26 protein-coding genes are annotated in these 23,310 nt (G+C 61.7%); 12 read left to right on the top strand and 14 right to left on the bottom strand.

The window, feature by feature from the left end:
• The first annotated feature begins 221 nt into the window (after nt 1-221).
• Nucleotides 222-683, top strand: coding sequence for a DEAD/DEAH box helicase (locus tag ACTHXA_RS11615; RefSeq protein WP_441672526.1), 462 nt, complete (start codon nt 222-224; stop codon nt 681-683).
• A 291-nt stretch (nt 684-974) separates the two neighbouring features.
• On the opposite strand, the gene ACTHXA_RS11610 is transcribed toward ACTHXA_RS11615, so the two are convergent.
• Nucleotides 975-1,160, bottom strand: a complete 186-nt coding sequence (locus ACTHXA_RS11610) for a type II toxin-antitoxin system RelE/ParE family toxin (protein WP_441672525.1) — start codon at nt 1,158-1,160, stop codon at nt 975-977.
• A complete protein-coding gene (locus ACTHXA_RS11605; protein WP_441672523.1) occupies nt 1,157-1,441 on the bottom strand; it encodes a ribbon-helix-helix domain-containing protein in 285 nt (94 codons plus the stop codon). The genes ACTHXA_RS11610 and ACTHXA_RS11605 overlap by 4 nt, the downstream gene beginning before the upstream one ends.
• A gap of 151 nt (nt 1,442-1,592) precedes the next feature.
• Between ACTHXA_RS11605 and ACTHXA_RS11600 the strand changes: the two genes are divergently transcribed.
• Nucleotides 1,593-1,907, top strand: a complete 315-nt coding sequence (locus ACTHXA_RS11600) for a hypothetical protein (RefSeq protein WP_441672521.1) — start codon at nt 1,593-1,595, stop codon at nt 1,905-1,907.
• Nucleotides 1,904-2,677 carry a hypothetical protein gene (locus ACTHXA_RS11595; protein ID WP_441672519.1) on the top strand — a complete coding sequence of 258 codons (774 nt, stop codon included), beginning with the start codon at nt 1,904-1,906 and terminating at the stop codon, nt 2,675-2,677. Before ACTHXA_RS11600 ends, ACTHXA_RS11595 begins: the two co-directional genes overlap by 4 nt.
• A gap of 18 nt (nt 2,678-2,695) precedes the next feature.
• Here ACTHXA_RS11595 and ACTHXA_RS11590 read toward each other — a convergent pair whose 3' ends face one another.
• The 3 genes from ACTHXA_RS11590 to ACTHXA_RS11580 form a co-directional block, all read right to left on the bottom strand.
• A complete protein-coding gene (locus tag ACTHXA_RS11590; RefSeq protein ID WP_441672517.1) occupies nt 2,696-3,961 on the bottom strand; it encodes a GNAT family N-acetyltransferase in 1,266 nt (421 codons plus the stop codon).
• 74 nt (nt 3,962-4,035) lie between these two features.
• On the bottom strand, nt 4,036-4,722 hold the full coding sequence (locus ACTHXA_RS11585; RefSeq protein WP_441672515.1) for a response regulator: 687 nt from the start codon (nt 4,720-4,722) through the stop codon (nt 4,036-4,038).
• Between the two features lie 5 nt (nt 4,723-4,727).
• Nucleotides 4,728-6,746, bottom strand: coding sequence for a sensor histidine kinase (locus ACTHXA_RS11580; RefSeq protein WP_441672513.1), 2,019 nt, complete (start codon nt 6,744-6,746; stop codon nt 4,728-4,730).
• 198 nt (nt 6,747-6,944) lie between these two features.
• Between ACTHXA_RS11580 and ACTHXA_RS11575 the strand changes: the two genes are divergently transcribed.
• Together ACTHXA_RS11575 and ACTHXA_RS11570 are read left to right on the top strand one after the other, a co-directional pair.
• Entirely contained in the window at nt 6,945-7,709 is a 765-nt protein-coding gene (locus ACTHXA_RS11575) for a helix-turn-helix domain-containing protein (protein WP_441672511.1), read from the top strand.
• 489 nt (nt 7,710-8,198) lie between these two features.
• Nucleotides 8,199-9,821, top strand: coding sequence for a hypothetical protein (locus ACTHXA_RS11570; protein ID WP_441672509.1), 1,623 nt, complete (start codon nt 8,199-8,201; stop codon nt 9,819-9,821).
• Nucleotides 9,822-9,867: 46 nt separating this feature from the next.
• Here ACTHXA_RS11570 and ACTHXA_RS11565 read toward each other — a convergent pair whose 3' ends face one another.
• Nucleotides 9,868-11,088 carry a globin domain-containing protein gene (locus tag ACTHXA_RS11565; protein ID WP_441672507.1) on the bottom strand — a complete coding sequence of 407 codons (1,221 nt, stop codon included), beginning with the start codon at nt 11,086-11,088 and terminating at the stop codon, nt 9,868-9,870.
• A gap of 230 nt (nt 11,089-11,318) precedes the next feature.
• Between ACTHXA_RS11565 and ACTHXA_RS11560 the strand changes: the two genes are divergently transcribed.
• Entirely contained in the window at nt 11,319-12,089 is a 771-nt protein-coding gene (locus tag ACTHXA_RS11560) for an SDR family NAD(P)-dependent oxidoreductase (RefSeq protein WP_441672505.1), read from the top strand.
• Here the strand turns inward: ACTHXA_RS11560 and ACTHXA_RS11555 are convergent.
• The 5 genes from ACTHXA_RS11555 to ACTHXA_RS11535 form a co-directional block, all read right to left on the bottom strand.
• The gene (locus tag ACTHXA_RS11555; RefSeq protein ID WP_441672503.1) at nt 12,086-12,685 is read right to left on the bottom strand and encodes a TetR/AcrR family transcriptional regulator; all 600 of its coding nucleotides are present in this window, start codon (nt 12,683-12,685) and stop codon (nt 12,086-12,088) included. The genes ACTHXA_RS11560 and ACTHXA_RS11555 overlap by 4 nt on opposite strands.
• Nucleotides 12,686-12,687: 2 nt before the next feature.
• Nucleotides 12,688-13,869 (bottom strand): cystathionine gamma-synthase, encoded by a 1,182-nt coding sequence (locus ACTHXA_RS11550; protein ID WP_441672528.1) that lies wholly within the window; start codon nt 13,867-13,869, stop codon nt 12,688-12,690.
• Nucleotides 13,870-13,885: 16 nt separating this feature from the next.
• The gene (locus tag ACTHXA_RS11545) at nt 13,886-14,866 is read right to left on the bottom strand and encodes a PLP-dependent cysteine synthase family protein (RefSeq protein WP_441672501.1); all 981 of its coding nucleotides are present in this window, start codon (nt 14,864-14,866) and stop codon (nt 13,886-13,888) included.
• Nucleotides 14,867-15,136: 270 nt separating this feature from the next.
• Complete coding sequence (locus tag ACTHXA_RS11540; protein WP_441672499.1) at nt 15,137-15,988, bottom strand: DUF817 domain-containing protein; 852 nt, start codon at nt 15,986-15,988, stop codon at nt 15,137-15,139.
• The gene (locus ACTHXA_RS11535) at nt 15,985-16,575 is read right to left on the bottom strand and encodes a nitroreductase family protein (RefSeq protein WP_441672497.1); all 591 of its coding nucleotides are present in this window, start codon (nt 16,573-16,575) and stop codon (nt 15,985-15,987) included. Before ACTHXA_RS11535 ends, ACTHXA_RS11540 begins: the two co-directional genes overlap by 4 nt.
• Nucleotides 16,576-16,660: 85 nt before the next feature.
• Here ACTHXA_RS11535 and ACTHXA_RS11530 point away from each other — a divergent pair, with 85 nt between their 5' ends.
• Genes ACTHXA_RS11530 through ACTHXA_RS11520 form a run of 3 tightly spaced genes read left to right on the top strand, consistent with a single transcriptional unit; the run spans nt 16,661 to nt 18,719 of the window.
• Entirely contained in the window at nt 16,661-17,230 is a 570-nt protein-coding gene (locus ACTHXA_RS11530; RefSeq protein WP_441672495.1) for a DUF6891 domain-containing protein, read from the top strand.
• A 26-nt stretch (nt 17,231-17,256) separates the two neighbouring features.
• A complete protein-coding gene (locus ACTHXA_RS11525) occupies nt 17,257-17,925 on the top strand; it encodes an AIM24 family protein (RefSeq protein ID WP_441672493.1) in 669 nt (222 codons plus the stop codon).
• A gap of 47 nt (nt 17,926-17,972) precedes the next feature.
• The gene (locus ACTHXA_RS11520) at nt 17,973-18,719 is read left to right on the top strand and encodes an asparagine synthase (RefSeq protein WP_441672491.1); all 747 of its coding nucleotides are present in this window, start codon (nt 17,973-17,975) and stop codon (nt 18,717-18,719) included.
• Between the two features lie 210 nt (nt 18,720-18,929).
• Here the strand turns inward: ACTHXA_RS11520 and ACTHXA_RS11515 are convergent, their stop codons facing one another.
• Nucleotides 18,930-19,619: a hypothetical protein gene (locus ACTHXA_RS11515; protein WP_441672489.1), complete on the bottom strand. Its 690-nt coding sequence runs from the start codon at nt 19,617-19,619 to the stop codon at nt 18,930-18,932.
• Nucleotides 19,620-19,915: 296 nt separating this feature from the next.
• On the opposite strand from ACTHXA_RS11515, the gene ACTHXA_RS11510 reads away from it, so the two are divergent.
• The gene (locus ACTHXA_RS11510; RefSeq protein WP_441672487.1) at nt 19,916-20,587 is read left to right on the top strand and encodes a hypothetical protein; all 672 of its coding nucleotides are present in this window, start codon (nt 19,916-19,918) and stop codon (nt 20,585-20,587) included.
• On the opposite strand, the gene ACTHXA_RS11505 is transcribed toward ACTHXA_RS11510, so the two are convergent.
• Nucleotides 20,577-20,768: a hypothetical protein gene (locus ACTHXA_RS11505; RefSeq protein ID WP_441672485.1), complete on the bottom strand. Its 192-nt coding sequence runs from the start codon at nt 20,766-20,768 to the stop codon at nt 20,577-20,579. The genes ACTHXA_RS11510 and ACTHXA_RS11505 overlap by 11 nt on opposite strands.
• Nucleotides 20,761-21,777 carry an EamA family transporter RarD gene (gene rarD / locus ACTHXA_RS11500; RefSeq protein WP_441672483.1) on the bottom strand — a complete coding sequence of 339 codons (1,017 nt, stop codon included), beginning with the start codon at nt 21,775-21,777 and terminating at the stop codon, nt 20,761-20,763. Before rarD ends, ACTHXA_RS11505 begins: the two co-directional genes overlap by 8 nt.
• 93 nt (nt 21,778-21,870) lie before the next feature.
• Between rarD and ACTHXA_RS11495 the strand changes: the two genes are divergently transcribed.
• Together ACTHXA_RS11495 and ACTHXA_RS11490 are read left to right on the top strand one after the other, a co-directional pair.
• Nucleotides 21,871-22,755 (top strand): LysR family transcriptional regulator, encoded by an 885-nt coding sequence (locus ACTHXA_RS11495; protein WP_441672481.1) that lies wholly within the window; start codon nt 21,871-21,873, stop codon nt 22,753-22,755.
• Between the two features lie 100 nt (nt 22,756-22,855).
• Nucleotides 22,856-23,248, top strand: coding sequence for an META domain-containing protein (locus tag ACTHXA_RS11490; RefSeq protein ID WP_441672479.1), 393 nt, complete (start codon nt 22,856-22,858; stop codon nt 23,246-23,248).
• The last annotated feature ends 62 nt before the right edge of the window (nt 23,249-23,310 follow it).

The raw sequence follows: 23,310 nt of genomic DNA, 5'->3' as shown, positions 1-23,310 counted from the left end.
CTACTTGAGGCAACGAATCAACCTTCCCGGAGGTATTGACATGAGGCAACAGGTGTGGTCCGATTCGTCACACGATATCGGTCGATGTCGATGTCGATGTTGAGCGAGAGCTACAAGTACACAAGACCGATTTCATAACTGAAGAGTCCGGATCGGACGGCCCCTCAATCCAAGCGATCTACACCGAGCTGATTCGTGACGAGGCTCGTAACAGGCTCGTTGTGGCTCAGATCGCCGATGCGGTGAGAGAGCAACGACGCTGCCTCGTTTTGACCAATAGAGTCGATCATCTTGAGACGCTCGTGAGCGAGCTCACACAGAGAATCCAAGTGCCAGTGCTGTCGCTGCACGGCAGGCTTACGTCTGTCGAACGACGAGGCATTCGCAGCAGACTCGCTGAACTCGTTTCGACGAAAGAACCATTCGTGCTGATCGCAATCGACAAGGTAGCCGGCGAAGGGCTGGACCTGCCGACACTCGACACGTTGTTTCTCACAGTGCCAATCTCGTTTAAGGGCAGGGTCGTGCAGCAACTCGGGCGAATCACTCGAGGTTCTGGTGAGGCCGGAGGGTTCGCGGCAGTGGTACACGACTTTCATGACGCAAATGTTCCATTACTTGATCGGATGCATTCCCGCCGCACTCGAGTCATGCGCAAGGAGGGTTTTCTGCCCGTGACATAGGTAGCCGCCGCGCCCGTGCTCCTGGGATAAGTTTGCACCCCTGCAAGCATCCCTTCGACGCAGACCTGGAAAGCACGAGATCACGGGGTCGACACGCATCAGCACCAAGAAACCTGCGCATACAGTCACGGCGCGTGAACACCACTCTCGAATCGTAAGTCCGCGTTCATTCGAGGCTGTCGAGAATCAGCGATTCATAGTTGCGGCCACCATAATAAATTCCGAGTATTTCAACTTCGTGTTCAGTGACGATGAATGCGATTGTCGCCCGCCTTCTGCACCCGACGATTCTTATTCCCGGAACAGGTCATCACGCGCCATACCTCGGCAGGGGAAGCCGCTTAGGCTGTCGCAGTATTCGTAGATCGACATGACGAAGTGCTCTGCCGCCTCAGATGAGTCCTGGGCTGCAATCCACAGAAAGATATCGGTCAGATGCTGCCGAGCTTCAAGGGAGAACGTGACCCGATAGCTCACCGATCATTCTCGGCGTCGTACTCGGCGCGTAAACCCGAGAGGTAGGCGCGCATGTCCTGAGAACTTATTGCCCGAGACGGGTCGGCGCGCATTGCTTCGGCCGAGGCAACCACCTCGGTGCGTAGCCAATTCTCGATGGCTTCATCGCGTGCGAACAGCGCTCGAAGTCCTCCGCGGATGACTTCGCTTTCGCTCGCGTATTCCCCCGATGCGACGCGCTCCTTCAGCGCATCAGCCATGTTGTTAGGGAGAGTAATACTGAGCTGCTTCGTGGTGCGCATGATCAAGCCTCGCTATCAATATGACTGAATCCTACTTGAATCTAAGTCATGGTTGAAGGACTGAGCGCGCTCTACGCATTCAAGCCGCAGCCGCTCATCCACCAGAAGTAATTGCCGTGCATCCGCCTGCTCCAACTGCTGAGATAGTGACATGACCAGCTTTTCGCGCCTTTCCGCATCCGCCCTCGCATCCACAGTGCTGCTGACAGGCTGCGTCGAGGCCGATCCGCGGCTCGATGAACCGGCCGTGCAAACTGCCCTCGACTGGGCCCAGCACGTGTGTACCGGCGAATATCTCCGGGCGCACGGGATGCAGGCCGACTTCGTTCAGCTCGACACGGACCGCTATCCGGACGCACTCAAGGAACTCGAACAGGCAGACACAATGGCCGCCGCGCATTATGAGCTACTCGAGCAACAGGGCAATAAGAACCTCACCGAGGTTGAATTTGTGGTGCGCAGATGAGTGAGTACGGCACCGGAGAGCCCACCGCTGCCGTCGAATTGGGAGGTATCTGCTTCGGCGAACCGCTGGCGTTCATCGTCGATGTTTTCGAAGAGGACGGAGACTGGCTCGTCACTTCATCACTGCCGGTCTGGGATACCTATTCCCTCTTCGAGTTTCCCGGATACAACTCGCAGGTGCGCCTCGAGATCGATCGGGGGCAACGTCTCACGGGCGGCTCTGCCGCAATCGCCGACTCGTGGTTCCTGCCGCCAGGCGAATACAGCGTGGACATTCCCGCTCACTTTCTGACCGGGTCTGCAACAAGAACCAGTTTCACGGTGGAACCATTCGCGATCGATGATCGTGGCTACTTGCCCAGCGTCACGTACGAACAGATCGATATCGCGTATGCCGAATTCCTTGCCCAGTGCGGCGAAGTCTGCATCGTGACCACCACCGCGGATGATGAGCCAGTGCCGACATCCCCGGTAACCATTGAATCGATTACCGGCACAGAAGCAACGTATACCGGTGGTACCTATCTAATGCGTCCAACCGGCGAAGACCCCGGCTGGTTCGACGCGCGTCCGGAATCCTGGGGCAAGGACTCCCCCGACACCGGCCTCGCACTCATCGACAACGTGGTGCTTGAATACACGCCTCTCAGCTGCCCCGGCCAGGAGCCTTGCACGCTCGATGTGGCCGCGGAATTGGAGTCGGCAAACAGTGTCAAGGCACTGCTGTTTACCGAAATTGACGGTGTGGTCGCAATTAGCGGCATTGGCTGAGGTCGGCGGGCGGATGCACTAGAAGTGCGAGGATATCGCGATCGGCGCCGGGGCTGCCAACATCGAGCTAAAGCGGTCAACCGCATCCGGTTCCCCCTCGACGCGACCCGCGAGCGCGAGCTGCTGCGCATCCACCGCTCCGAAAAATAACGCACCGAATGTGGCCGCATCCATCGTCAAATCCGCCGTTGCCGACGCATCCGCTTCGACCCTGGCCGCACCATCCTGCACCGAGATCGCGAAGGTCCCCGCCGCGTATTCGAGCGGGTCGTGGATGCGCACGGTAATCGATTCGCGGATCTCGCGCCGATAGCCGCGGCCCTCGAGCGCAGCGATAACGTTCAGCGGCCGCACCCAGAGCTCATCTTGGATGTGCACAGTCTTTGCGCGGCGCGAGTCCGCGAGCGCATACGGCAGCAACTCGTCTGCCGCCGCAAACTTCCAGTGGAGCGTTTCGATGAGGTCGAGGTGCCCGAGCACGTTCCAGAGCGACAGGTAGGACTCGGGGGTGACCGCAACGAAATCCAGGATGTCCGCACGCCGATTGTCGAAGCCACCGACCTCGAAGAGCGCGAAACCATCCGACTCACCGGACTCGTCAAGGTGGACAAACGCACGAAGCTTCGTCGCGAGCTCACCGGTTGCCGAGTCCGTGACGAGCAAATCGTTATAGCGCGCAAGCCTTGACACGGTGCCGTAGCCGCGCTGACTCAGCCGCTCAAAAACTGCTGGCGCGTGTGCGTTCAACCAGCTCGGCGAAACCTCTTGCACGGTGCCGCTGCCGGTCGTGCGAAGGTCTGCACCGCCACGAATATCGATCTCGAGCTCGCTGCGGGTGGTGGCCGCCCCGAATCCGAAGCGACCGTAGATCGTCGCTTCCGTTGCGGTGAGCAGCGCCACGGCCGCTCCGGTTTTCGAAGCGTCCTCGAGCGCCCGCGTCATCATGCTGCGCAACACCCCTCGCCGCCGATGAATAGGATGCACCGTGGCACTCGTAATGAGCGACGCCGGAAGCATCCCCGAGCCCAGGTTAACCGACCCCATGGTATTCCCGAACGTACCCACCGGCTCACGCACTCCGGCAATCGGCTGCACGTGATTCGCGTACATGCCGAGGATCTGCGTTCCGCTTTCCCGCAGCTGCGCGCGGTACAACTCAGGGAGTTTCCCCCGTAGCTCGTGATCGAGGAAAGCACGCCTGGTCGCAGCGAGCCAACTCGTGGTTGCAGCCACGTCATTGTGGTCGACATAGTGAAGTTCGTAGTTCGTGGGGGTATTGGTCATCTTGCGATTTGCCCTTTCGTCGCTACGGCTATTCCGCCTCGATTGCAGAATGTCCTCTCGGGGTATAGGGCCGGTCACTCCGCTGTGGTGGTGACAAACCCGATCTCAAAGGCAAGCACAACCGCCTGCACCCGACTTGCGAGCCCCAGTTTTCCGAGGATGCGCGTCACGTAAGTCTTCACAGTCTTTTCGCTGAGAAACAGGGTTTTGGCGATCTCAGCATTCGAGTGGCCGCGCCCAACTTCACGAAACACCTCGCGTTCGCGTTCGGTAAGTGCCGCGAGTACGGATGGCACCTCGTCAGCTGCGATTCCCTCTCCGGATGACTGGCCCGGTTCGGCTGCGGAGCTAAAGCGATCCGCGAGCCGGTCCAGCACATCCGGCGCGAATACTCGTCGGCCCGCATGCGCATCCCGAATCGCCGAAATCAGCTCGCTTGCCGAGCTGGTTTTCAAGAGATAGCCGCGAGCCCCGGCTCGCAATGCGGCGCGGACGTTGTCGTCGTCGGGCAGTGTGGTGAGGATGATCACCTCAGTTTCGGGAGACTGGTCGCGAACATCGCGGGTCGCCTCGATGCCGTCCACACCCGGCATGGCAATGTCCATGAGCATCACATCGACACTATTGGTCGCCGCAAGCTGCCCCGAACCGGCACCGTCTGGCAGCATTCCGACGATTTCGATATCCGGCTCTGCGGTGAGGATGGCGCGCAGCCCCTCCCGCGAAAGCTGATGGTCATCAACGATGGCGACTCGAATCATCGAATTCATCCTTCTTTCGCGACGTGGATGGGGGATGCGGCTGCCTCGGCCGTTGCGACTGGCTCGGTAGCTGCCTTCGCCTCGGCCGTTGCTGCTGGGCGGACTTCCACATCCATTGGCCAATCGGCGATCACTTCAAACCCGTCACCGGCTGGCCCGGCCGAGAATCGTCCGTTCACGGCTGCAACGCGCTCTTCCAGACCACGAAGGCCCGAGCCGGAGCCCGCCGGAACAATAGTTGCCGCATCCTTATCCGCAGCCGCACCGAATCCGGCCGGCGCATTGGCACCTGTGTTGGGAGCCTCGCCTACACCGGCACCGGCACCGGCACCGGTCAGCGCATTGCCACCAGTGGCGGACAGCGCACCGGTCGACTCCCCAACGTGCCCACCCCGAGCAGTTCCGTTGCGCACCACAACCCGGCGGCGCGCATCCTGTGTCGACACCGAGATCGAGATCGTTGATCCGGGCGCATACCGCGCCGCATTCGTGAGAGCTTCCTGGACAATCCGGTAGGCGAGGCCGTCGTGTTTCGCCGCGGAATCGATGTCCGCAGCCAATTGCAACCCGAGGTGACAGGCATCTTCAACCAGCTTTTGCACATCCAGCTTCACGCTCGATGCCTGCAACCGATCGGCAATCGACTCGAGCTCACAGGAAGTCACCGTAGCGATCGCGAGCACCGTGGTGAGTGCGGCGGTGGACTTCTCCGGTTCCTTAGAACGGTGGATGCGCGCCACCTGTGCCTGCAGGCTCACGGTGGCGATCGCGTGACTGACGACATCGTGCAGTTCGCGGGCGATCCGGCGCCGCTCCTCACGCACGGCGCCGAGTTCGGCGGCCGCCACTTGCGCCGTGAGTTTGGCCGCACGGTCCTCTTCGCGCTGCATCACCTTGTCCTTATCAGCCCACGCTCTGCCGCCAATCACCCCGAGCGTGATGAGCACGATGACGTAGCCCACGGCATCCCACCCGTGGCCGAGCGACAAGACGGTCGCGCCCGCCACCGTGACCCCAATCGCCCACGGTTTTTGCCAAGAGTCCGTTTGCGCAATTCGCCAGCACAGCGATGACAGCGGCAGCGCGATCGGCATCAATACTTCGGGAGGATGCGGTGCATCCAGGGCGGCAACGATCATCGCTGCCGCGGCCAGCAGGCTCGCAATAATAGGGATGCGCACCGCAAGCAACGCTGCCGGCGGCAGCAACAGTGCGGGGACCAGCGACGCGGGCCGAGTCCAGTCGCTGCCAAGTAAGGGGGCGACGGCGAGCATACAGATCGAGCCGAGGGCGGTTGCCGCGATAGCCGCCGTTATAGAGGTGCGCAAGTTGCGGAGTGAGCGCCAAGACCCGGGCCGATGTTGCTCGAGCGGTGCGATTGGTCGCGCTGTGTTGGTGCTGTTTCGAAGTGCGCCGAGGGTCGCGTGAAGCCTGTCGATGGCCTCGCGCGCCGCATCCTGAATCGACCGAATGCTGTCATCGGTGGCCGCTTCGAGCGAGTTCGACGCCCGCTTACAGATCTGCGTGAGCGCAGTGCGGAGCGTGCTAATGGAGTCATCGATGACTCGATGGCGTTCCTGTTCGGCCGCGCTATTGGCCAGCCGCGCGATGTCGATCGCCGCAAGCCGCTCCGCTTCGCGTGCGATTGCCGTGGCGGTTTGCGCTCGGTGACTCACGATGAGGCCAAACAGCCAGGGGGTCCCGTACACCAGCGCACCGGTTGGAACGGCAATGAATTCTGCGCCCTCCCGTGACGCTGTTGCGGCAATAAAGCCGATCACGATGGCGAGGTCAAGCGGCCACGGAGTTTTGGCGCGTCCCAGGAAATACAGCGCCACCAGCGTCGGAAGTAGAATATCCACGCCGCCGTACTCAATACCCGATAACGAGGACACAACGCTCGCGACGAAAATGACTACCGTCCCGGCAATCGGTCTGGCCCGGAGCATCCAGGCACCAACCGTCGCCAAAGGCACGATCGTCCAGGCCCATGGAGTCGGTGCGGGCACGAGAAAATACGCCACCCATACACACGAGAACGTGGCGAAGATCCAGTGCCAGTGTTGATGCCACTGCTGCCGCATAATACGGCTCAGCCTAGTGTGAATCGATTGCGTAATTGTGATTTTGGATTGCTAGATCTGTGCGCCGGACCTAAAAAGCGTCTGGCTTTGTGCGGAATCACCATTTGGGTCGCTGCGCGTCAGTCGTATTATCGAAAGATGCCTCGCCGCGTCAGAGATTTTCGTGGGCTTACTGAAATGAGCCGGCTGCGACTGCTTCATGCGATCCAGCGGCGTCCGGGGCGCCTACTTCGGGACCTCGTCGAAGAAACCGGACTGCACATTAATACTGCGCGCGACCACCTTCGAGTGCTTGAGGACGAGGGGCTCATTGCGAGCGCGGCCGTTGAGACCGGTCGGCGAGGGCGACCGCCCGTGGCTTACTCTCCCGTTCGCGATGTGGATGAGAGTCCCGTCGCTGAGCGGAGAATTCAGGATGCGAAGGCTCGCGGTGATCTGATTCGTCGCGTTCAGCCCGAGCTCGACCGCGGTTCGGAGCTAGGGTCTTCGACCATTCATCAGTTGGATGCGCTGTACGAGCATCTCGAGGATGCCGGGCTCGAACCGGTGCTGGATGAGCAAGACCTCACAGTTGGGCTGAAGCCCTGTGTTTACGAACCGTTGATTGTTGAGGAGCGCCCCGTGGTGTGCGCAGTGCATGCCAAACTCGTGCGCGACCAGCTCGAGCAAGTCGACGGACCGCTCGAACTTCGCCGTTTGCATCCGTATATCGGGCCCAAGCGCTGCGAGATTGTGCTCGGCGTTGCCGGCGAAAAAACGCGTGCTTCCCGGCCCGGCGGCGTCTCAAGTGATGCGGCGGATGCGGAACTCGCCTCGCAAGCCGACGCCGCCTTACGCGAGTGGCAGCGTCGCTCCGCGCGGGTGCTCCGCACGGGGCCGGAAGGTGCGCAGCGGGCGTCTTAGGGAGCGTGCTCGGGTGTGGCGCAGCGTCACGGTAGCAGCGTCACGGTAAGCGCGGCCGGGTGTCGCAGCGTCGCGGTAAGCAGCGTCACGGTAAGCGCGCTCGGGTGTGGCGCAGCGTCGCGGTAAGCACGCTCGGGTGGCGCAGCGTCGCGGTAAGCACGCTCGGGTGTCGCGTGCCGTAGCGCGCGCACTCGCGCGTCGCGGTGGGCGCACCCAGGTGTCTGGTGCCGTAGCGCGTGCACTCACGCGTTGTCTCGAACGTCCCCGTGTGGCGGAAGGAACGCACTCAGGGCGAAAAGAACGCACTTGAATGTCGTAGGCCCATCATAGGTTGGGCACGTCCCAGCAGCGACCAGCGGCGATTCTAAATCGGCCTTAATTTCGATAAAAATAGTGCTTGATTCTCGTCTTTATGTTCTATACACTTGATATCAACAAGCCGAACAGAAGTTCGACTCCGAGATTCACCCGAGCGAGGAGGTGAGCCCCATGTCCACTCCAGAACACGGAATGAACGGCAATGAAGCCGAGGACCAGCCCGATTTTGAAGGCCAGCAAGACGCTGGCGGGCACTGGCCTCACTGCGCACTGGGGAATGAAGATTCCGCATCCGGCACTATTGGCACTGCCGCTGGCGCATTCGACGCCGCGCGCAGCGACTTCCTCGGCGATGCCGAGCTCGAGGCTGCTGTGGCTGGGTTCCGTGCACGCAAGGCCGATCACGGTGCACTTATTGCGGCCGACCTCGTCGACCTGAGCACGGCCTATGTGGTCGCCGAAAAGCGCGCCGAGGCGGACCGCAAAGACCGCATGAAGCGGCCTTACTTGAAGAACGCAGACTACCTCTCGTGGCACCTGCGTTCGATCGCAGGCGAATTTTCGATCCCTTGCCACGAATCCGACAGCACGCTCCAGTGGCTCGCATTCGAAGCGTACGAGCTCGTTCACGTCTACCCGGACTGGTTCGAAGCCATTCGTACCGGGCGAGTACGACTTCAACACGCTCGTGCTTTCTTGCGGGACACTCGCGCACTCGACGCAATTCACTTGCCCGCGCTCGCTGAGCGGGCACTGGCTTTCGCTGAAAAGCACACGGTGTCGGAAACGCACCGTTTCGTGGAGCGCGAAGTGGCAACCCTTGCTGCAGAGAACTTTGAGGCTGCTCACACCGGCGCGCTCGAGGAGCGGTGCGTGACCATCACGCACGAGGGCCTCGGCATGTCGACGATTCACGCGACGGTGGCCACCGAAATTGCAATCGGCATCGACAAGCAGCTCACGCTCGACGCACGCACTATCCAAGAAGGCAACAAGCTCGACGCGGCTGCACACACCGCAGCAGTACGTGCCGCCCAAGCTTCGGGCGCCGACGTGCCAGCCGAAATTGCACCCGACAAGCGCACCGTCGCGCAAATTCGGGCCGACTTGCTCACCGAAATGCTGCTGTGCGGCGACCCGGAAAGCATTGCTCGGGCGGAAACCTCGGGCGCATCGCGGGCGACCGCGACAGTGAACATCGTGGTTCCTGCACTTTCAATCCTTCAGGGCCGCAAAGACGAGAGTCAGCCAGTGCTCGCAGACGGCATGATTCCAATTGGTTTCGACCAGGCTCGGCAAATTGCGGCCACCGCAAAATCCTGGCAGCGCGTCTTGACTGACCCAATTACGGGCCACACCCTCTGCGTTGACACCTACCGTCCGGATGCGTCCATGCGCCGCTTCCTCCAGGTGCGCGACAACACATGTCGCTTCCCAGGGTGTGCCCGCGCGGCAGCCGGTTGTGACATCGATCACACGAAGCCGTACTCACAGGGCGGCAAGACTTGCGAATGCAACACGGCTCACCTCTGCCGCGGACACCACGTCCAAAAGCACCAGCGCCGCTGGGCAATGCGGCAGCTCGGTGGCGGAGTGATCGAATGGATCACTCCGCTCGGACAGCGCGCGGTTACCGAGCCAGAACCGATCGGTCCGGTGTTCGTCCCCAAGGCTGAACTCGCACGAGACAAGCGTACAATACTCCTCGCGTCCGTTCAGGAGGAACCGCCACAAAACACTCCCCAGGAAAATTCTGGGAGTGGGCCCGAAACCCAGCCTCCGCCGCCGTTCTAGGGCCCCTGACCATTCTCGTGCCTGTGGCCGTTCACGTACCAGCTACCTACTGGGGGTTCTGCGCCCAAAGGTCGGGACCGAATACCTCGTAGTGAATATTCTCGGTCGGCACTCCCTGCTCGATCAACGACTTACGCGCGATCTGCATGAACGGCAGCGGACCGCACATGAATACCTGCGCGTCGCCCGGAACCTCGACGTCAGAAAGGTTCATGAATCCCGACTTCGCGGGATGCAGCGTCGGAGCAACATCCGCATCCTTCTCGTACCAGTTCTGCGCCCGCGCATCCGACATCGCCAGCACCTGGCGACGCAAGCTGTCGTACAGCGCGTGGTCAGCGTGCGACTTGTCTGCGTGGAACAGCCGCACGGTGCGGTCCGGCTGGCGACGGGACAGGTCCTCGAGAATCGCAGCCACTGGAGTAATGCCGATACCAGCCGATACGAGCACGATCGGCGAGTCAGCATCCGCGCGATCGTCGAGCACGACGTCACCCGCCGGCTGCGAAACCCGCAGCACCGTGCCGGGCGTTGCGTTTTCGTGCAGCCAACCCGAGACCTGACCGTCAGGAGTTCCGTTCACACCGCGAACCCGCTTGATCGTCACGCGGAGCGAGTCACCGCGCGGACCAGACGAGATCGTGTACTGGCGTGGCTGACGCATCCCATTCGGCAGATCAACTTCGATCGCGACATACTGGCCCGTGCGGTGCGAAGGCACATTTCCTTCAAGTGGCGCGAGCAGCAGCGAGAACACCTCGTCGGACTCTTCGAAGCGCTCCACGACACGATATTCGCGCCAGGGTTCTTCCGGATCCGTGCCGCCATTCGCATACAGCTTGGCTTCCTCCGCAATGAGCGCGGTGGCGAACAGCCAGTACACCTCGTCCCAAGCGGCAGCGACTTCAGGAGTCACGGCATCGCCGAGCACCTTGCCGATGGCAGCCATGAGGTACTTACCCACGATCGTGTACTGCGAAGCCTTGATACCAAGCGACACGTGCTTGTGCGCAATTCGCTGCATGACCGGCGTGAAATCGGGAGCATCCGGAGTAATGAGCTGCACGGCAAACGCGACCACCGAGGCCGCGAGCGCCTTCTGCTGCTCCCCAATTGCCTGATTGGCGTGGTTGAACACATTGAGCAGCTCGGGGTGAGCCTCGAACATATCCGGATAGAAGACCTTGGTGATCGCTTCAGCATTTTCGGCGACAACGCCCGCGGTGGCAGCAACAATTGCTTCGTTTTCCGGGTGAAGTTTCAGCATGGAATTGGCACCTCTCTAGTGCTTCGGATGCGAGGAACACCTCGATCCTGCCGGGTCACCAAAATTGCTGCTCGCGGTTCGACCGTGTTTATTCCAAAGCCCTTCATTTAGCGCCAAATTCAGCCCGTGGCGATTGCGCACCGCAATCCTTACATTTTTCAAACAACTGTACGAAACTGAGCTTCAGTGCCACATTTCCGGCGCATATCCCTCACCTAGGAAGAACAGCAATGACATTTCCAGTGCTTCAAGACAAAGTAATCATCGTCACGGGCGGAGCCCAGGGCATGGGCGAAGCGACCGCACGACTCGCCGCCAATGCGGGCGCGAAGGTTGTCCTCGCGGATTTCAATGAAGCAGGCGGTCAGGCCGTCGTCGACAGCATTACCGCAGACGGCGGTCAAGCCACGTTTGTGAAGACCGACGTCTCAAACCCGGCCTCAGTCGAAAACATGGTCAAGCAAACCGTTGATGCATACGGTCGCCTCGACGGCGCCGTCAACAACGCTGCGCTCAAGCCCGACGTTGACCCGCTCTCCGACCTCGACGACGAATACTTCGACCGCCTCATCGGTGTTGACCTCAAGGGCGTCGCACTCTGCCTGAAGTACGAGCTTCGGCAGCTGATCGCGCAAGGCGACGGCGGTTCCATCGTGAATATTTCCTCGACCAACGGCTTCCGCCCGCAGTACAACCAGGGCGTTTACACGGCTGCAAAGCACGGCGTCGTCGGGCTCACGAAGAACGCTGCCCTCGAGAACGGGCCCCACAACATCCGCGTGAACTCGGTCGCGCCCGGAGCCATCGAAACCCCGATGCTCGTCGAGTCAATCCAGGACAACAACCTCAAGCCCGAGGACGTGGCGCCACGACTCTCTGTGCTGAACCGCTTCGGTAAGCCCGAGGAAGTCGCCGAAGGTAGCGTCTGGCTCCTCTCCGACAACTCGAGCTACGTCACCGGCACGGTGCTGCACGTTGACGGCGGCTACACGGGTCGCTAGTCCCCCACGAGCCAGTCTGGATGCAGTGCTAACAACCGCTGGCCAAAATCACGAGTGGATGCGGGAGGCGACTGCCGCATCCACCTCGTGATGAGCGCGATCGTGCCACCGGCGAGGAAGAGCGCCAAGTCCTCGCGATCGACAGAGGCGGGCACCGCATCCCCGAGCGCATCGAAGATGATGCGATAGTTTGCGGCGAGTGCCTCATGAACAGACTCGGGAACGCTCGAGCTCGTGCGCCATTCAAGCGAGCTGACGAAGAACGAGCGATGCTCCGCAATGTACTCGAGGAACTCCCGGGCCGCAGCCTCAGCAGCAGCGCGACGCGACTCACCTCGCACAAGTTTTTCGACATCGAGACTCGCGGCGGCACCAAAAATCTCCGTGAGCATATCGATCGAGAGCGCGTCGAGATCCGAATACTGGTCGTAGAAGGCGCTGCGGGAGACGCCAGCCTCGCGCGCGATAGCATTGACGCTCATCTCTTTGCCAGCTTGCGTCGCGAGGCGGCGCACCGCATCCCGAATTGCCGCGCGCGTTCGTGCGGGACGCGGGTCAACCGCCCGCTTCGACTCGCCAGATTCCTTCGTCGCCACCGCTACCCGAGCTGATCGAGTGCCTGCACGAGGTCCGCGACGAGGTCAGCCTCGTCTTCGATGCCGACGCTCAGTCGCACGAGGTCCGCGGGAACCTCGAGATCCGTGCCGCTCACCGAGGCGTGCGTCATCGCGGCGGGCAGTTCAATCAGCGATTCCACGCCGCCAAGCGACTCGGCGAGCTGGAAAACGCGCGTCGACTCGACAAGCTTGCGCGCCGCATCCGCCCCACCGCGCACCTGCAACGACACCATGCCGCCGAACCGGCGCTGTTGCTTCGCGGCGATCTCGTGACCGGGATGCGATGCGAGGCCCGGGTAGTGGATGGCCGACACGGCAGGGTGCTCGGCGATCGCCGCGACGATGGCCTCGGCATTGTCACTGTGCGCGCGCATTCGCGCCGACAGCGTCTTGATGCCGCGGCTGAAAAGCCACGAGTCAAAGGGCGAGAGCGCACCGCCGGATGCATTCTGCAGGAACCCAATCGGCTCACCCAGCGCCTCCTCGCGCACGATCACCGCGCCGCCGACCGCATCCGAGTGCCCACCGAGGTACTTCGTGAGCGAGTGCACCACGAAGTCCGCGCCGAGCGTGATCGGCTGCTGCAAGTACGGGGTCGCGAAGGTGTTGTCGACGACGAGCAGTGCGCCTGCCTCGTGCGCGATCTCGGCGACGGCGGCGATGTCGGTGATGCGCAGTAGCGGGTTCGAGGGCGACTCGACCCACAGCAGCTTCGGCTTCGTCTCGGCGACCGCGGCGCGCACGGCGTCGAGATCGGTGAAGTCCACCGGGCGATTCTGCACGCCCCACTGCGAATAGACCTGATCGATGAGGCGGTAGGTGCCGCCATACGCGTCATTACCGATCACGATCGTGTCGCCGGGGCGCGTGTGTGCCCGGATCAGCGCATCCTCTGCCGCGAGGCCGCTCGCGAACGCGTAGCCCACGGCACCCTGCTCGAGTGAGGCGAGCGTCTCCTGCAGGGCGGTCCGCGTCGGGTTGCCGCTGCGCGAGTATTCGTACTCGCTTCTAAGCTGGCCGACACCATCCTGCACGAACGTCGAAGTGAGGTGCAGCGGCGGAATCACCGCGCCCGTGCCCGGGTCGTTGGGGTTGCCGTCGTGAATCGCGCGGGTGCTGAATCCGGTCATGTCTCGTTCGTTCTCCTGGTTCGGGGTGAGGATGTGGGACTACTGCGATCTAACGACTCGCGGCTTCAGTTTCTTCCGGAAGCAAACCCTGCTCGCGCATCCAGTCGTCGCTGAAAATCTTGTTGAGATAACCACGACCGCTATCGGGCAGCACGACGACCACAACCGCGCTCGCGTCGAGGTCTTCGGCGATGCGCAGTGCCGCGGCCAGGGCCATCCCCGACGAGCCGCCGACAAGCAGGGCCTCTTCCGTGGCGAGCCTGCGGGTCATCGCAAATGATTCGGCGTCGCCGATCTTGAGGATGCGATCGGGCACGCTCGTGTCGAAAGTCTCGGGGAAGAAGTCCTCACCGACCCCCTCGACCTGATAACTGTGCGCATCCCCGCCACTGTAGATCGACCCCTCGGGTTCGACGCCGACCACTTCAACGCGGCCCTCGGATGCTTCTTTGAGGTAGCGGCCCGTGCCGGTGATCGTGCCGCCGGTGCCAACGCCCATGACGGCGTGGGTGACGGTACCTTCGGTGTCCCGCCAAATCTCGGGACCGGTACTGCGAAAGTGCGCAAGCGGACCGTTTTCATTCGCGAATTGGTTGGGCATGAATCCACCCGGGGTCTCGCTGACCAGCCGTTCAGCGACGCTGTTATACGACCGGGGATCCGAAGTCGCGACGTTCGTGGGGGTGATAACAACCTGCGCGCCATACGCCTCAAGGACCCGGATCTTGTCGATCGCGACCTTGTCGGGCAGCGTAAACACGGTCTTGTAGCCGCGGCGCTGCGCCTCGAGGGCGAGGCCGACGCCGGTGTTGCCCGAGGTCGGTTCGATAATCGTGCCGCCGGGCTGTAGCTTGCCTTCGGCTTCGGCAGCGTCAAGAATCGCGCCGGCGATGCGGTCTTTGACCGAACCGCCGGGGTTCAAGTATTCGACCTTCGCGAGGATGCGAGCGCCCGACTTGGGTGCGAGAGCCTGCAGTTCGATGAGCGGGGTATTCCCAATGACCTCAGTAATAGAGGAGTAAATGCGCACAGAGTTTCCTGGAGTGTTGTCGGGTCAATGAACTGGCCTCTGGCGACTACGCGAGAGGATGCGTTAGCGACAACAGCGGTGTCGGAGATTCCGCGACATGGCCCTCACGATAGCGCCGCCGTTGAGCATACGCATCCGTTACGTCACGAATCGAAATATTACGAAACCGTGCTTCGAACCGCCGCCACAGCCTCGCAAAGTGGTCACTGGATGGGGTTATACGTCGAAATAACCCCGTTTCGTGACCACTCTGTGTCTATCTATTCTGTCTCACTCATCAACCGCACGCGGCCGATAGACGAACGTCACCAACACGACGCTGATGAGCATGAGCAAGAACCAGGACACGAGCTTCATCCATGACACCGGTTCCCAGCCGTCGACTTGATCGGGATACGCCCACGCGCCTGCCCAGGTCGCAATGTTTTCCGCGAACCAAATGAACATCGCGACGAGCCCGAAGGCGACCAGAATCGGCATCTTGAAGGTGCGCCGGTAGACGCGGAAATGCATCCACGTGCGGAAGTACACGACAATCACCGCCGCGAGAATCACCCAGCGCGCATCCCACACGTAGTGGTGCGTGAAGAAGTTTGCGTAGGCCAGGAGCGCGAGCACCGCGGTGAGCCAAAGGCGCGGGTAGCGGTCGAATCGCAAGTCCATGAGCCGATAGACGCGCAACATATATGAGCCGACGGCGGCGTACATAAAGCCAGTGAAGAGTGGCACTCCCCCGATTCGCAGCACCCCGTCGGGGTCGTAAAGCCAAGAGCCGACGTCGGTCTTGAAGAGCTCCATGATTGTGCCGGTGATGTGGAAGAGCACGATCACCCACAGCTCGCGCCCGGTCTCGAGGCGCGTCACGAGCATGAGCACTTGGATGCCCACCGCCACGATCACGAGCATGTCGTTGCGCGCGAGCGCGGCGTCATCGGGCCACCAGAGGCGCGCCGCGACGATCGCGACCAGCATGAGCGCACCGAACAGACAGGCCCACGCCTGCTTGAGCCCGAAGACGAGGAACTCGATAAGCCCCGCACGAAAGCCGCGATCACTGCGGCCCTCCAGCAGGCGATTCGCGATGCGGTCGAGATAGCGCTCGACGCGCGTCAGGCCGTTCAACGCTGCTGCAGGTGGCGATCCAGATCGAGCGCGCGGCGACGCTTGGGGCGCCGATCACGCTCGGGCACGCCGCCGACATAGATCCAGCCCAAGAGTTGCTCGTGCTTCTCGAGCTTGTGCGCTTTGCGAATCGCCTTGCTGCGCGCTGGCTCACCGGTGCGCCACATGGTGCCCCAGCCCGCCTCATGCAGCAGCAACGACAGCATGTGCGCGACACCGGATGCGACCGCTTCCTGCTCCCAATACGGCACCTTCGAGCTCTTCCGCGGCGAGACGACGATGGCGAGCACAAGGGGCGCACGACTCGCCTTCGCGATACCGGCAGCTTTCTTCGTGCCGTTGGCTTTCGCGAGGCCGCGGCCAAGTTTCTCCCGGCCTTCTCCGCGGAACTCGATAATGCGCCACGGGCGCAGCGAGGAGTGATCCGAAACACTCACCATTGCGCTCAGCAAGTGCGCTAGTTCCTCGTAACTCGGGGCATCCTCTGTGAGTTTGGAATACGAACGGCGGGCACGCAGTGCGGCGAGGGCCGGTGCCGCCTCAGACTCAGTCGTCGGGTACTCAGAGCGTTCGCGCGCTTCGGTCATAGTGGTGGTCCTTGTTGTCGGGTCCGGTGCAGATCTGCTTGTCACAGTGTCGCGCAGATTCACCCCGCGCTGTTATCTTTCCCGCATGTCACTCGAGAAAACACTTCGTAATTCCGACCGGCCCTGGTTCCTCGACGACGTCTACCAGCGCATCCTTCATGGCGAAATAGAAGAGGCGTACGAGGCCGTCGAATTACTCGAAGAGCACCTTGAAGAAGAACCCGACGCCGAAGCGCTCGCCGAGCGGGTCTGGGCAGCCGCTCTCGAAACCGCATCCAAGTGGGCAAGCGACACGACCGACACCGACCGTTTCTATGCGGCGCTCACACAGCTCGAAGCCGTTGGCATCGACGCGGGGATCTACACCGATTTCGCCGACGTGGATGATCGTGAAGGGCAGCGCGGCGCACTCGTACTGTGGGTGAACACGTGGGAGAACTTCGACCCTGAAAAATCAGTCCCAGTGATGATTCCAGTTGCGAAACGCGGCCCGACCGGCAGCACCACAGAAGTTGCGACCGCAGTCGTGCGAGCATGCATTGACGCCGGGCTCGACGCCGCCATCGCGGAAGAGGACTTCGTCAAAGTCGACCTAAAGTGGCGTCACCACGTGGTTCCCTGGGACCAAGCCGGTGGCCCCTCGAACACGAACTAACTCGAGCACTCACTAAGGAAACCACAATGCAAAGTGACATTTTCGCCGCGGAACACCAACCCACCCAGTCACAGGACCGCTGGGCAAAGCAGAATCCAAAAATGCTACGCGTCGGCTTCGGCCCGGATGTGATCGCAGCGAACGGATCGATGGTCTCCTACGTCGGCCAATTCGACTTCCGGCATGAGGGTGCCGGCGGTATGGGCAAGTTCATGAAGAAGATGGTCTCGGGCGAGGGCTCGAACATCATGCGAGTGAGCGGCCAGGGCGAGGTCTACTTCGCGAAGCAAGCCCAGGAGATCTTCCTGGTGCAGCTGAATGGGGACGCGATTACCCTCAATACCCGCAGCTTGCTCGCCTTCGACGCGAATATGTCTTGGGATATCAAGGCGATCGGCAATGCTGGCATGATGGCGGGTGGTCTGTTCAACCTCGTAATCCAGGGACAGGGCACGATCGCGCTGTCGGTGGACGGCTATCCGCTCGTGCTCGATGCCTCGCAGCGCCCGGTCTACGTCGACCCGCAAGCCGCCGTGTGCTGGTCCGCCAACCTGACTCCGCAGATCAAGAACGACTTCAAAATAGGCTCGCTCATCGGTCGCGGCTCGGGCGAGAGCTTCCAGCTCGGCTTTCACGGCCCCGGATTCGTGGTCGTGCAGCCTTCAGAGGGAATCGTCGGCGCGATTCAGGCCTAAGTTCACACCCGCGCCCCGCGCAGAGTAGATTCATAGCGGAGAGGGAGGTGTCGATGTACGACTTGGATGCGCCAGAGCCGATGGGAGAGCCGGCTAAACCGTCGGCGCCGAAAAAGCAGACTTCGGAAGAAATTGCGACCGAAGGACTCTTTATCGCCTCCGCCGCGACCCGGCTGGCCGTGAAGAACCGCATCCTCGTTGACACCCTCGCGGGCAATATCGATTTCAAGATCGAGATCTATGTCGACGCCGCGCGCGAAATCCTGCTTACCCTCGCAAAGGAATCCGAAGAAGAAGTCGCACGTCTCGACGCGGAAATGCAGCGCGCCCGAAAGCGGCGCCACCGGCCCATGAGCATGCACGACTACCAAAAGGCCGACCTCGACAACCTCAAGCACCGCCGCTCGCAAGCAGAGTTGGTCGCCGGATTGCTCCGCAAGACCGCCGCTGATGAGGATGCGGTTCGCGAGCTTGTCGGCGTCGCTCACGAGGCAGCTTGGGGCGAGATCTCCCGCAATATCACCTTCAATTTGGAATCGGAATTCGCGACCGTTGGCGATATCGACGAAGACGAACAGGCCGAGCGCGAAGAGCGCATTTCGAGTGTGCTGAAGATTGACCTGCCGAAACTCGAGCGTGACACGAAAGTTGCGCGAAAGCGTGAGGCCGCCGCGGCTCGCCGAGCCGAGAGCCAGCAAGCCGGTGAGGATGCGCAGCACCCCTCATCGACCTCAAAGCGCGGGGTGCTTGGTCGCCTCCTCGGACGCTTTTCGAAGCGCGGCGGCTCAAGGTAGCGGCCCACGCAGTGCTGGCCGTGCTGGCGGCGCCGCAAACATGACAGCAGCGCGCGCTAACGTCCATGATTCGTTCGGTTGGTTCATTCATAATCATTGAAGGGTCGGAGTGAGTTCTCTCTTCCCTCCCCAAAACAACCTAGCGAGGCCCCCGCGGTGAATCACCGCGGGGGCCTCGTGTTTGGATGCGCTGGCTTGGCAGGCGCCGGGTTACTCAGTCCAGACGACCGGTGCACCCTCGAGTTCGTTGTACTCACCCGTGAATGGCGAGAACTGGATTCCGGTGATCGCCATGTCCGAGTTCGAGAAGCCCGGCACACAGGTCGTGAAGCTCACGCCGGGGCCGAAGTCAGATGGTGCGTTCTCCGTTGGGCAGGGGTCCCAAGAACCAATAATCGACACGAGGTCGCCGTCATCGCCGCTTTCGAGCAGCGAGTCGAGGTCGCCGTTCGCGCTATAGGACGAGATATTGGCCGAGGTCTCGTCCACGCCCGAAACCTCAACTTCGATGTAGTACGGGGTGATGCCTTCGCCCTGCGGGCCAAGGTCCAGCACGTCGAGGTCGGCGGGGTCACCCGCGACGATCGCAATCGGCGTGATCTGCACGAGGCCCTCTTCACCGGCGTACTCGACGGGCACAATGGCGCTTTCGCCGAAGGCGAGTTCGGTTCCGGGAGCGGTGACGTCGCCGGAGGGAGCGGCACCGGTGTCGCCGCTTTCGTCTTCGCTCTCGGCAGGCTCTTCTTCCGCCTGCGTCTCTTCCTCGGCGGGCTCGTCTACGGCCTCTTCTTCAGTGGCCTCGGGGCGCTCGTTCTCGGGCTCTTCTTCGGAGGCACATCCGGCGAGCGCGAATCCGACAGCACCGATGCTCAACAGGGCCAACAACTGCTTGGTCTTCATACGACAATTCCGTTCGTTCGGGTGGACCCGTGCTGTCGCCGCTTCCGCGAGGTTTCAGCATGGACACGTATTGAGATTTCTTCAATATTGGTTGATACCGCAGCGCGCACTCAAATCAAGGCCCCGGAGATCCTGCTCTGGGATGACAAAAACCCGCCTATACGACTATTGGTAACGCGCAAAATCACCCATAGTCATTTTTTCGAACCGAGTTTCTGTATCTTGAGCGTGCAGTCTTACGACAATCAGGCGGTAAATCCGTGCTTTTCCAGCACACACGGTGTTACGTTCACCACATGACAACCGAGAACACCCTGCGGTACACAAACGTTGGCGTAGAAGATCCCGAGCTGTTACCCGACCACCTTCAAGGCCGGCTCTGGACAGAACACTGGCTCATTCGCGATCTCTACCACCGCATCCTGACCGGTGAGACCCTAGACCCTCACGACGCTATCGAGATTCTCGAAGTGGCCATTGAAGATGGCGACTTTAAGAATGTCGCAGCTGATGACTTCAGCCCCGCCGACAGTCTCGAGGCCGTCGTCGAGCAGCTCTGGGCAGCCGCGCACGACACTGCCCAGCAGTGGGATGATGAGGTCACCGACACCGACCGCTTCTACCAAGCAGCGATGTCCGTCGGCGAGCACACCAGCATTGATTTCCTCTTGTTTAGCTCGCTCTTCGACGGCGAACCACGCCCGTGGCAACGTGGCTACGTCGCGCTCGCCGCAGACGCCTGGCGGGACTTCGATCACAGCAAGGTCGTGGACATCCCACTCAAGGTCGATTCGCGCCGTCCGGATGTGCTGATCACCGAGGTTGCGGCCGATATCGAAGATCAGTTCCGACTCGCTGGCCTGCGCGCAACGGTCGTGGACGAATCCACGGTCATGGTGTCGCTTCAGTGGCGCCACCACGTCGCTTCCTTCGAGGATGCGCTCGCCGAAGCGGCACTTATCCCCTGACTTGCTGCTGCGCCCAGCGCACGGTGGCCTCGTCGGCAGTTTCGATCACGTCGACGATTTCGCCACCGTCGCAGCGGCGTAGCAGGATGCGCGCCAGGGTGCCGCCGGTCGGGTCCACTTCCCAGGTCCCACCGTTCGCTTCCCAGCGCTGCACTTCGCGTGGTGTTTCGAGATCAGACATGCGGGCTACGGTACGCCGCTTGCCTGGCCGCGCGCTTACTCTTCCGCGCAAGCTTGCCCTTTCGGACGGTCCGAATTGCTTGGCTCCGCGTTGATCCAAACTCCGAACGGCGAGCGCGCTTCGGCAGCCCGTCGAGCATGAGCAGCAGAATGGCGAGCCCGATCGCGGTGTAGCTGAAGGCATCCCCCATGCCGAGTGGCTCACCGAGCAGCGCGACCGACACCACCACCAGCAGCACCGGTTCGAGATAACCGAGCAGGCCAAACAGGCTCATCGGCAGTGCGCGCTGCGCGAGCGTGTAGGCCGAGAAACCAAACGCGGTGAAGAAACCGAGCGCGAGGATGCCGCCCCAGTTGCCGGGATTCGAGGCGACCGCGTCCACCGCAGCAGGTTGCAGCACAAACGCCAGACTGATCGGCGCGAGGAGCGCAATTTCAAGCGAGAGCGCCGCGGGCGAGTCGAGCTCAAACCGGCGACGCAATACGAAGTAGGCCGGGTACCCGAGGGCCACCGCGAGGGTTTCCCAGGACACGCTCGCGCCGGCAGCCAGCGCAATGACCACACCGGCGACCGCGAGCGCGACGGCCGAGCTGCGCATCCAGCCGAGCTTTTCTCGGAACAGGATCACCCCGAGTGCGACCAGCACGAGCGGGAGCAAGAAGTAGCCGAAGGACACCGCGAGCGCGCTGCCGGTCATTGGCCCCCAGGCGAAGAGAAACACCTGCACGCCAAAGAGCAGTGAGTCGAGCACGAGAATGCCGATCAGCCCCGGGTGCTTGCGAAACCGCTGCATGAGCAGCCGCATTTGTGGCCACTGGCGCAGCGCAAACAGGATCACAACCAGGAACGGCAGCGCTGCCAGCACCCGCCACGCGAACGTGGCAAAGGGATCGAGGCCCGTAAGCATCCCCGGTACGCCAAAGAGCGCGGCGAAGGAAGCCGAGGCGAGGATGGATGCGATCACACCGCTCCGGGCGCTACCCGGCGCGATTGCAGTGCTGGTTGTCATATGCCCACCGTATGACGGCGGACCTATAAGCAAAAGCGGCATTTAATGGACATAATCGTTGCGCTTTACTTCATGATCTGGAACGCTCTGCATATGAGTGACATCAAGCGCTTGCAAATGCTTCTCGAACTCGGCCGGCTCGGCACCATCTCTGCTGTGGCGCGGTCAATGTCCTTCAGCACCTCGGCGGTATCGCAGCAACTCGCCCAGTTGGAACGTGAGTTCGGCGCATCCCTCATCGAACCGGATGGTCGGCGAGTGAGGCTTACTGCCCAGGGCGAGGTGCTGCTGCGCCATGCCGGTGAGGTGCTGCGCGAATGGGAGGGTGCGCACTCGGCGGTGAGCGCTTCCGCCGATGAGGTTTCGGGCAGCATTTCAATCGGTGCGTTCGAGACCGCCTGCCTCGCCCTTATCCCGCCGATGGTGCAGTCGCTTTCTCGGAAGCATCCCGCGGCACGCGTATCCGTGCAGCAGGCCGATTCCGAGACCGTGCGCACACTCGTCCTCTCGCGCGCTCTCGATATTGGCATTGTGGAACTCTTCCCGGGCCAGTCTTTCCGTCACGCTGATGAGATCGTTGAGACCTCGCTCTTTGACGACCGGATGCTGCTCGCAGTTCCCGAGGATCTCGATCGCGAGGTGCGCACTCCGGCCGACGTCGCCGACCTCGACTGGGTGGTGGAGATGATCACCGCACCCGCGCGCGGCTGGGCCGAGTCACTGTGCCGCCAGCACGGCTTCGAGCCCCGAATCATGTTCGAAAGCTTCGACGTCCTCGTGCACCACAATCTCATCCGCTCTGGAGTCGCGGTCGGTTTCTTGCCCGCGCTCACCCCCGCCCACATGATCTCGGGGGTGCGGCTCATCGACCTCGAGCCCACCGAATCGCGCACCGTCTATACGGTTTCGCGGCGCAGCCAGCAGAGTATGCCGTTGAATGCTGCGGTGGTGGAGGAGCTGGCGCGGGTTCAACACTAGAACTGCCGCAAAACTGCACGCAGTTCCACTATTACGCAATGGTTGTCGGACTACGCTGGAGGAAGCGGCTCAACGGAGGGCCCCCTTGGTGGAGGTTGCAATGGCCAATTCGCCTGGTATTTCAAAAACGTTCGGCGCACTCTTCGGTGCCCTCGCGGCCGTAGCCCTGCTCGCGGCCTGCAGCGGGGCGAGCGGACCGGTGACCGAAACGCCATCACCGATTGGACTGTGGGGTTCCGAAGCCACGGAAGAACCGAACCTCTCCTTCACGAGCGGTGAAGTGGCGGGCACTGACGGCTGCAATCGGCTCAGCGGCACGTGGGAGTACGACCCCAACGGGCGCATCAAATTTGGCCCAATCGCAGCCACGCAAATGTACTGCGAGAACGTCAACACGTGGCTCATACACCTCGACTCCGCAGTGATCGAGCACGACAACCTGCATATCTTCAACGCGCAGGGAATCGAGATCGGCACGCTCGAACGCAACTAGCGATAGTCTGCCGACTTAGGCTTCTGCGAGGTGTAGAGGCCGCTTCGAAGCGGAGGGGCAGG

Source organism: Gulosibacter sp., from assembly GCF_052090685.1.
Taxonomy (GTDB): domain Bacteria; phylum Actinomycetota; class Actinomycetes; order Actinomycetales; family Microbacteriaceae; genus Gulosibacter.
Note: the sequence above shows the minus strand (reverse complement) of the source record. Positions and strands in the feature narration are given on the sequence as shown.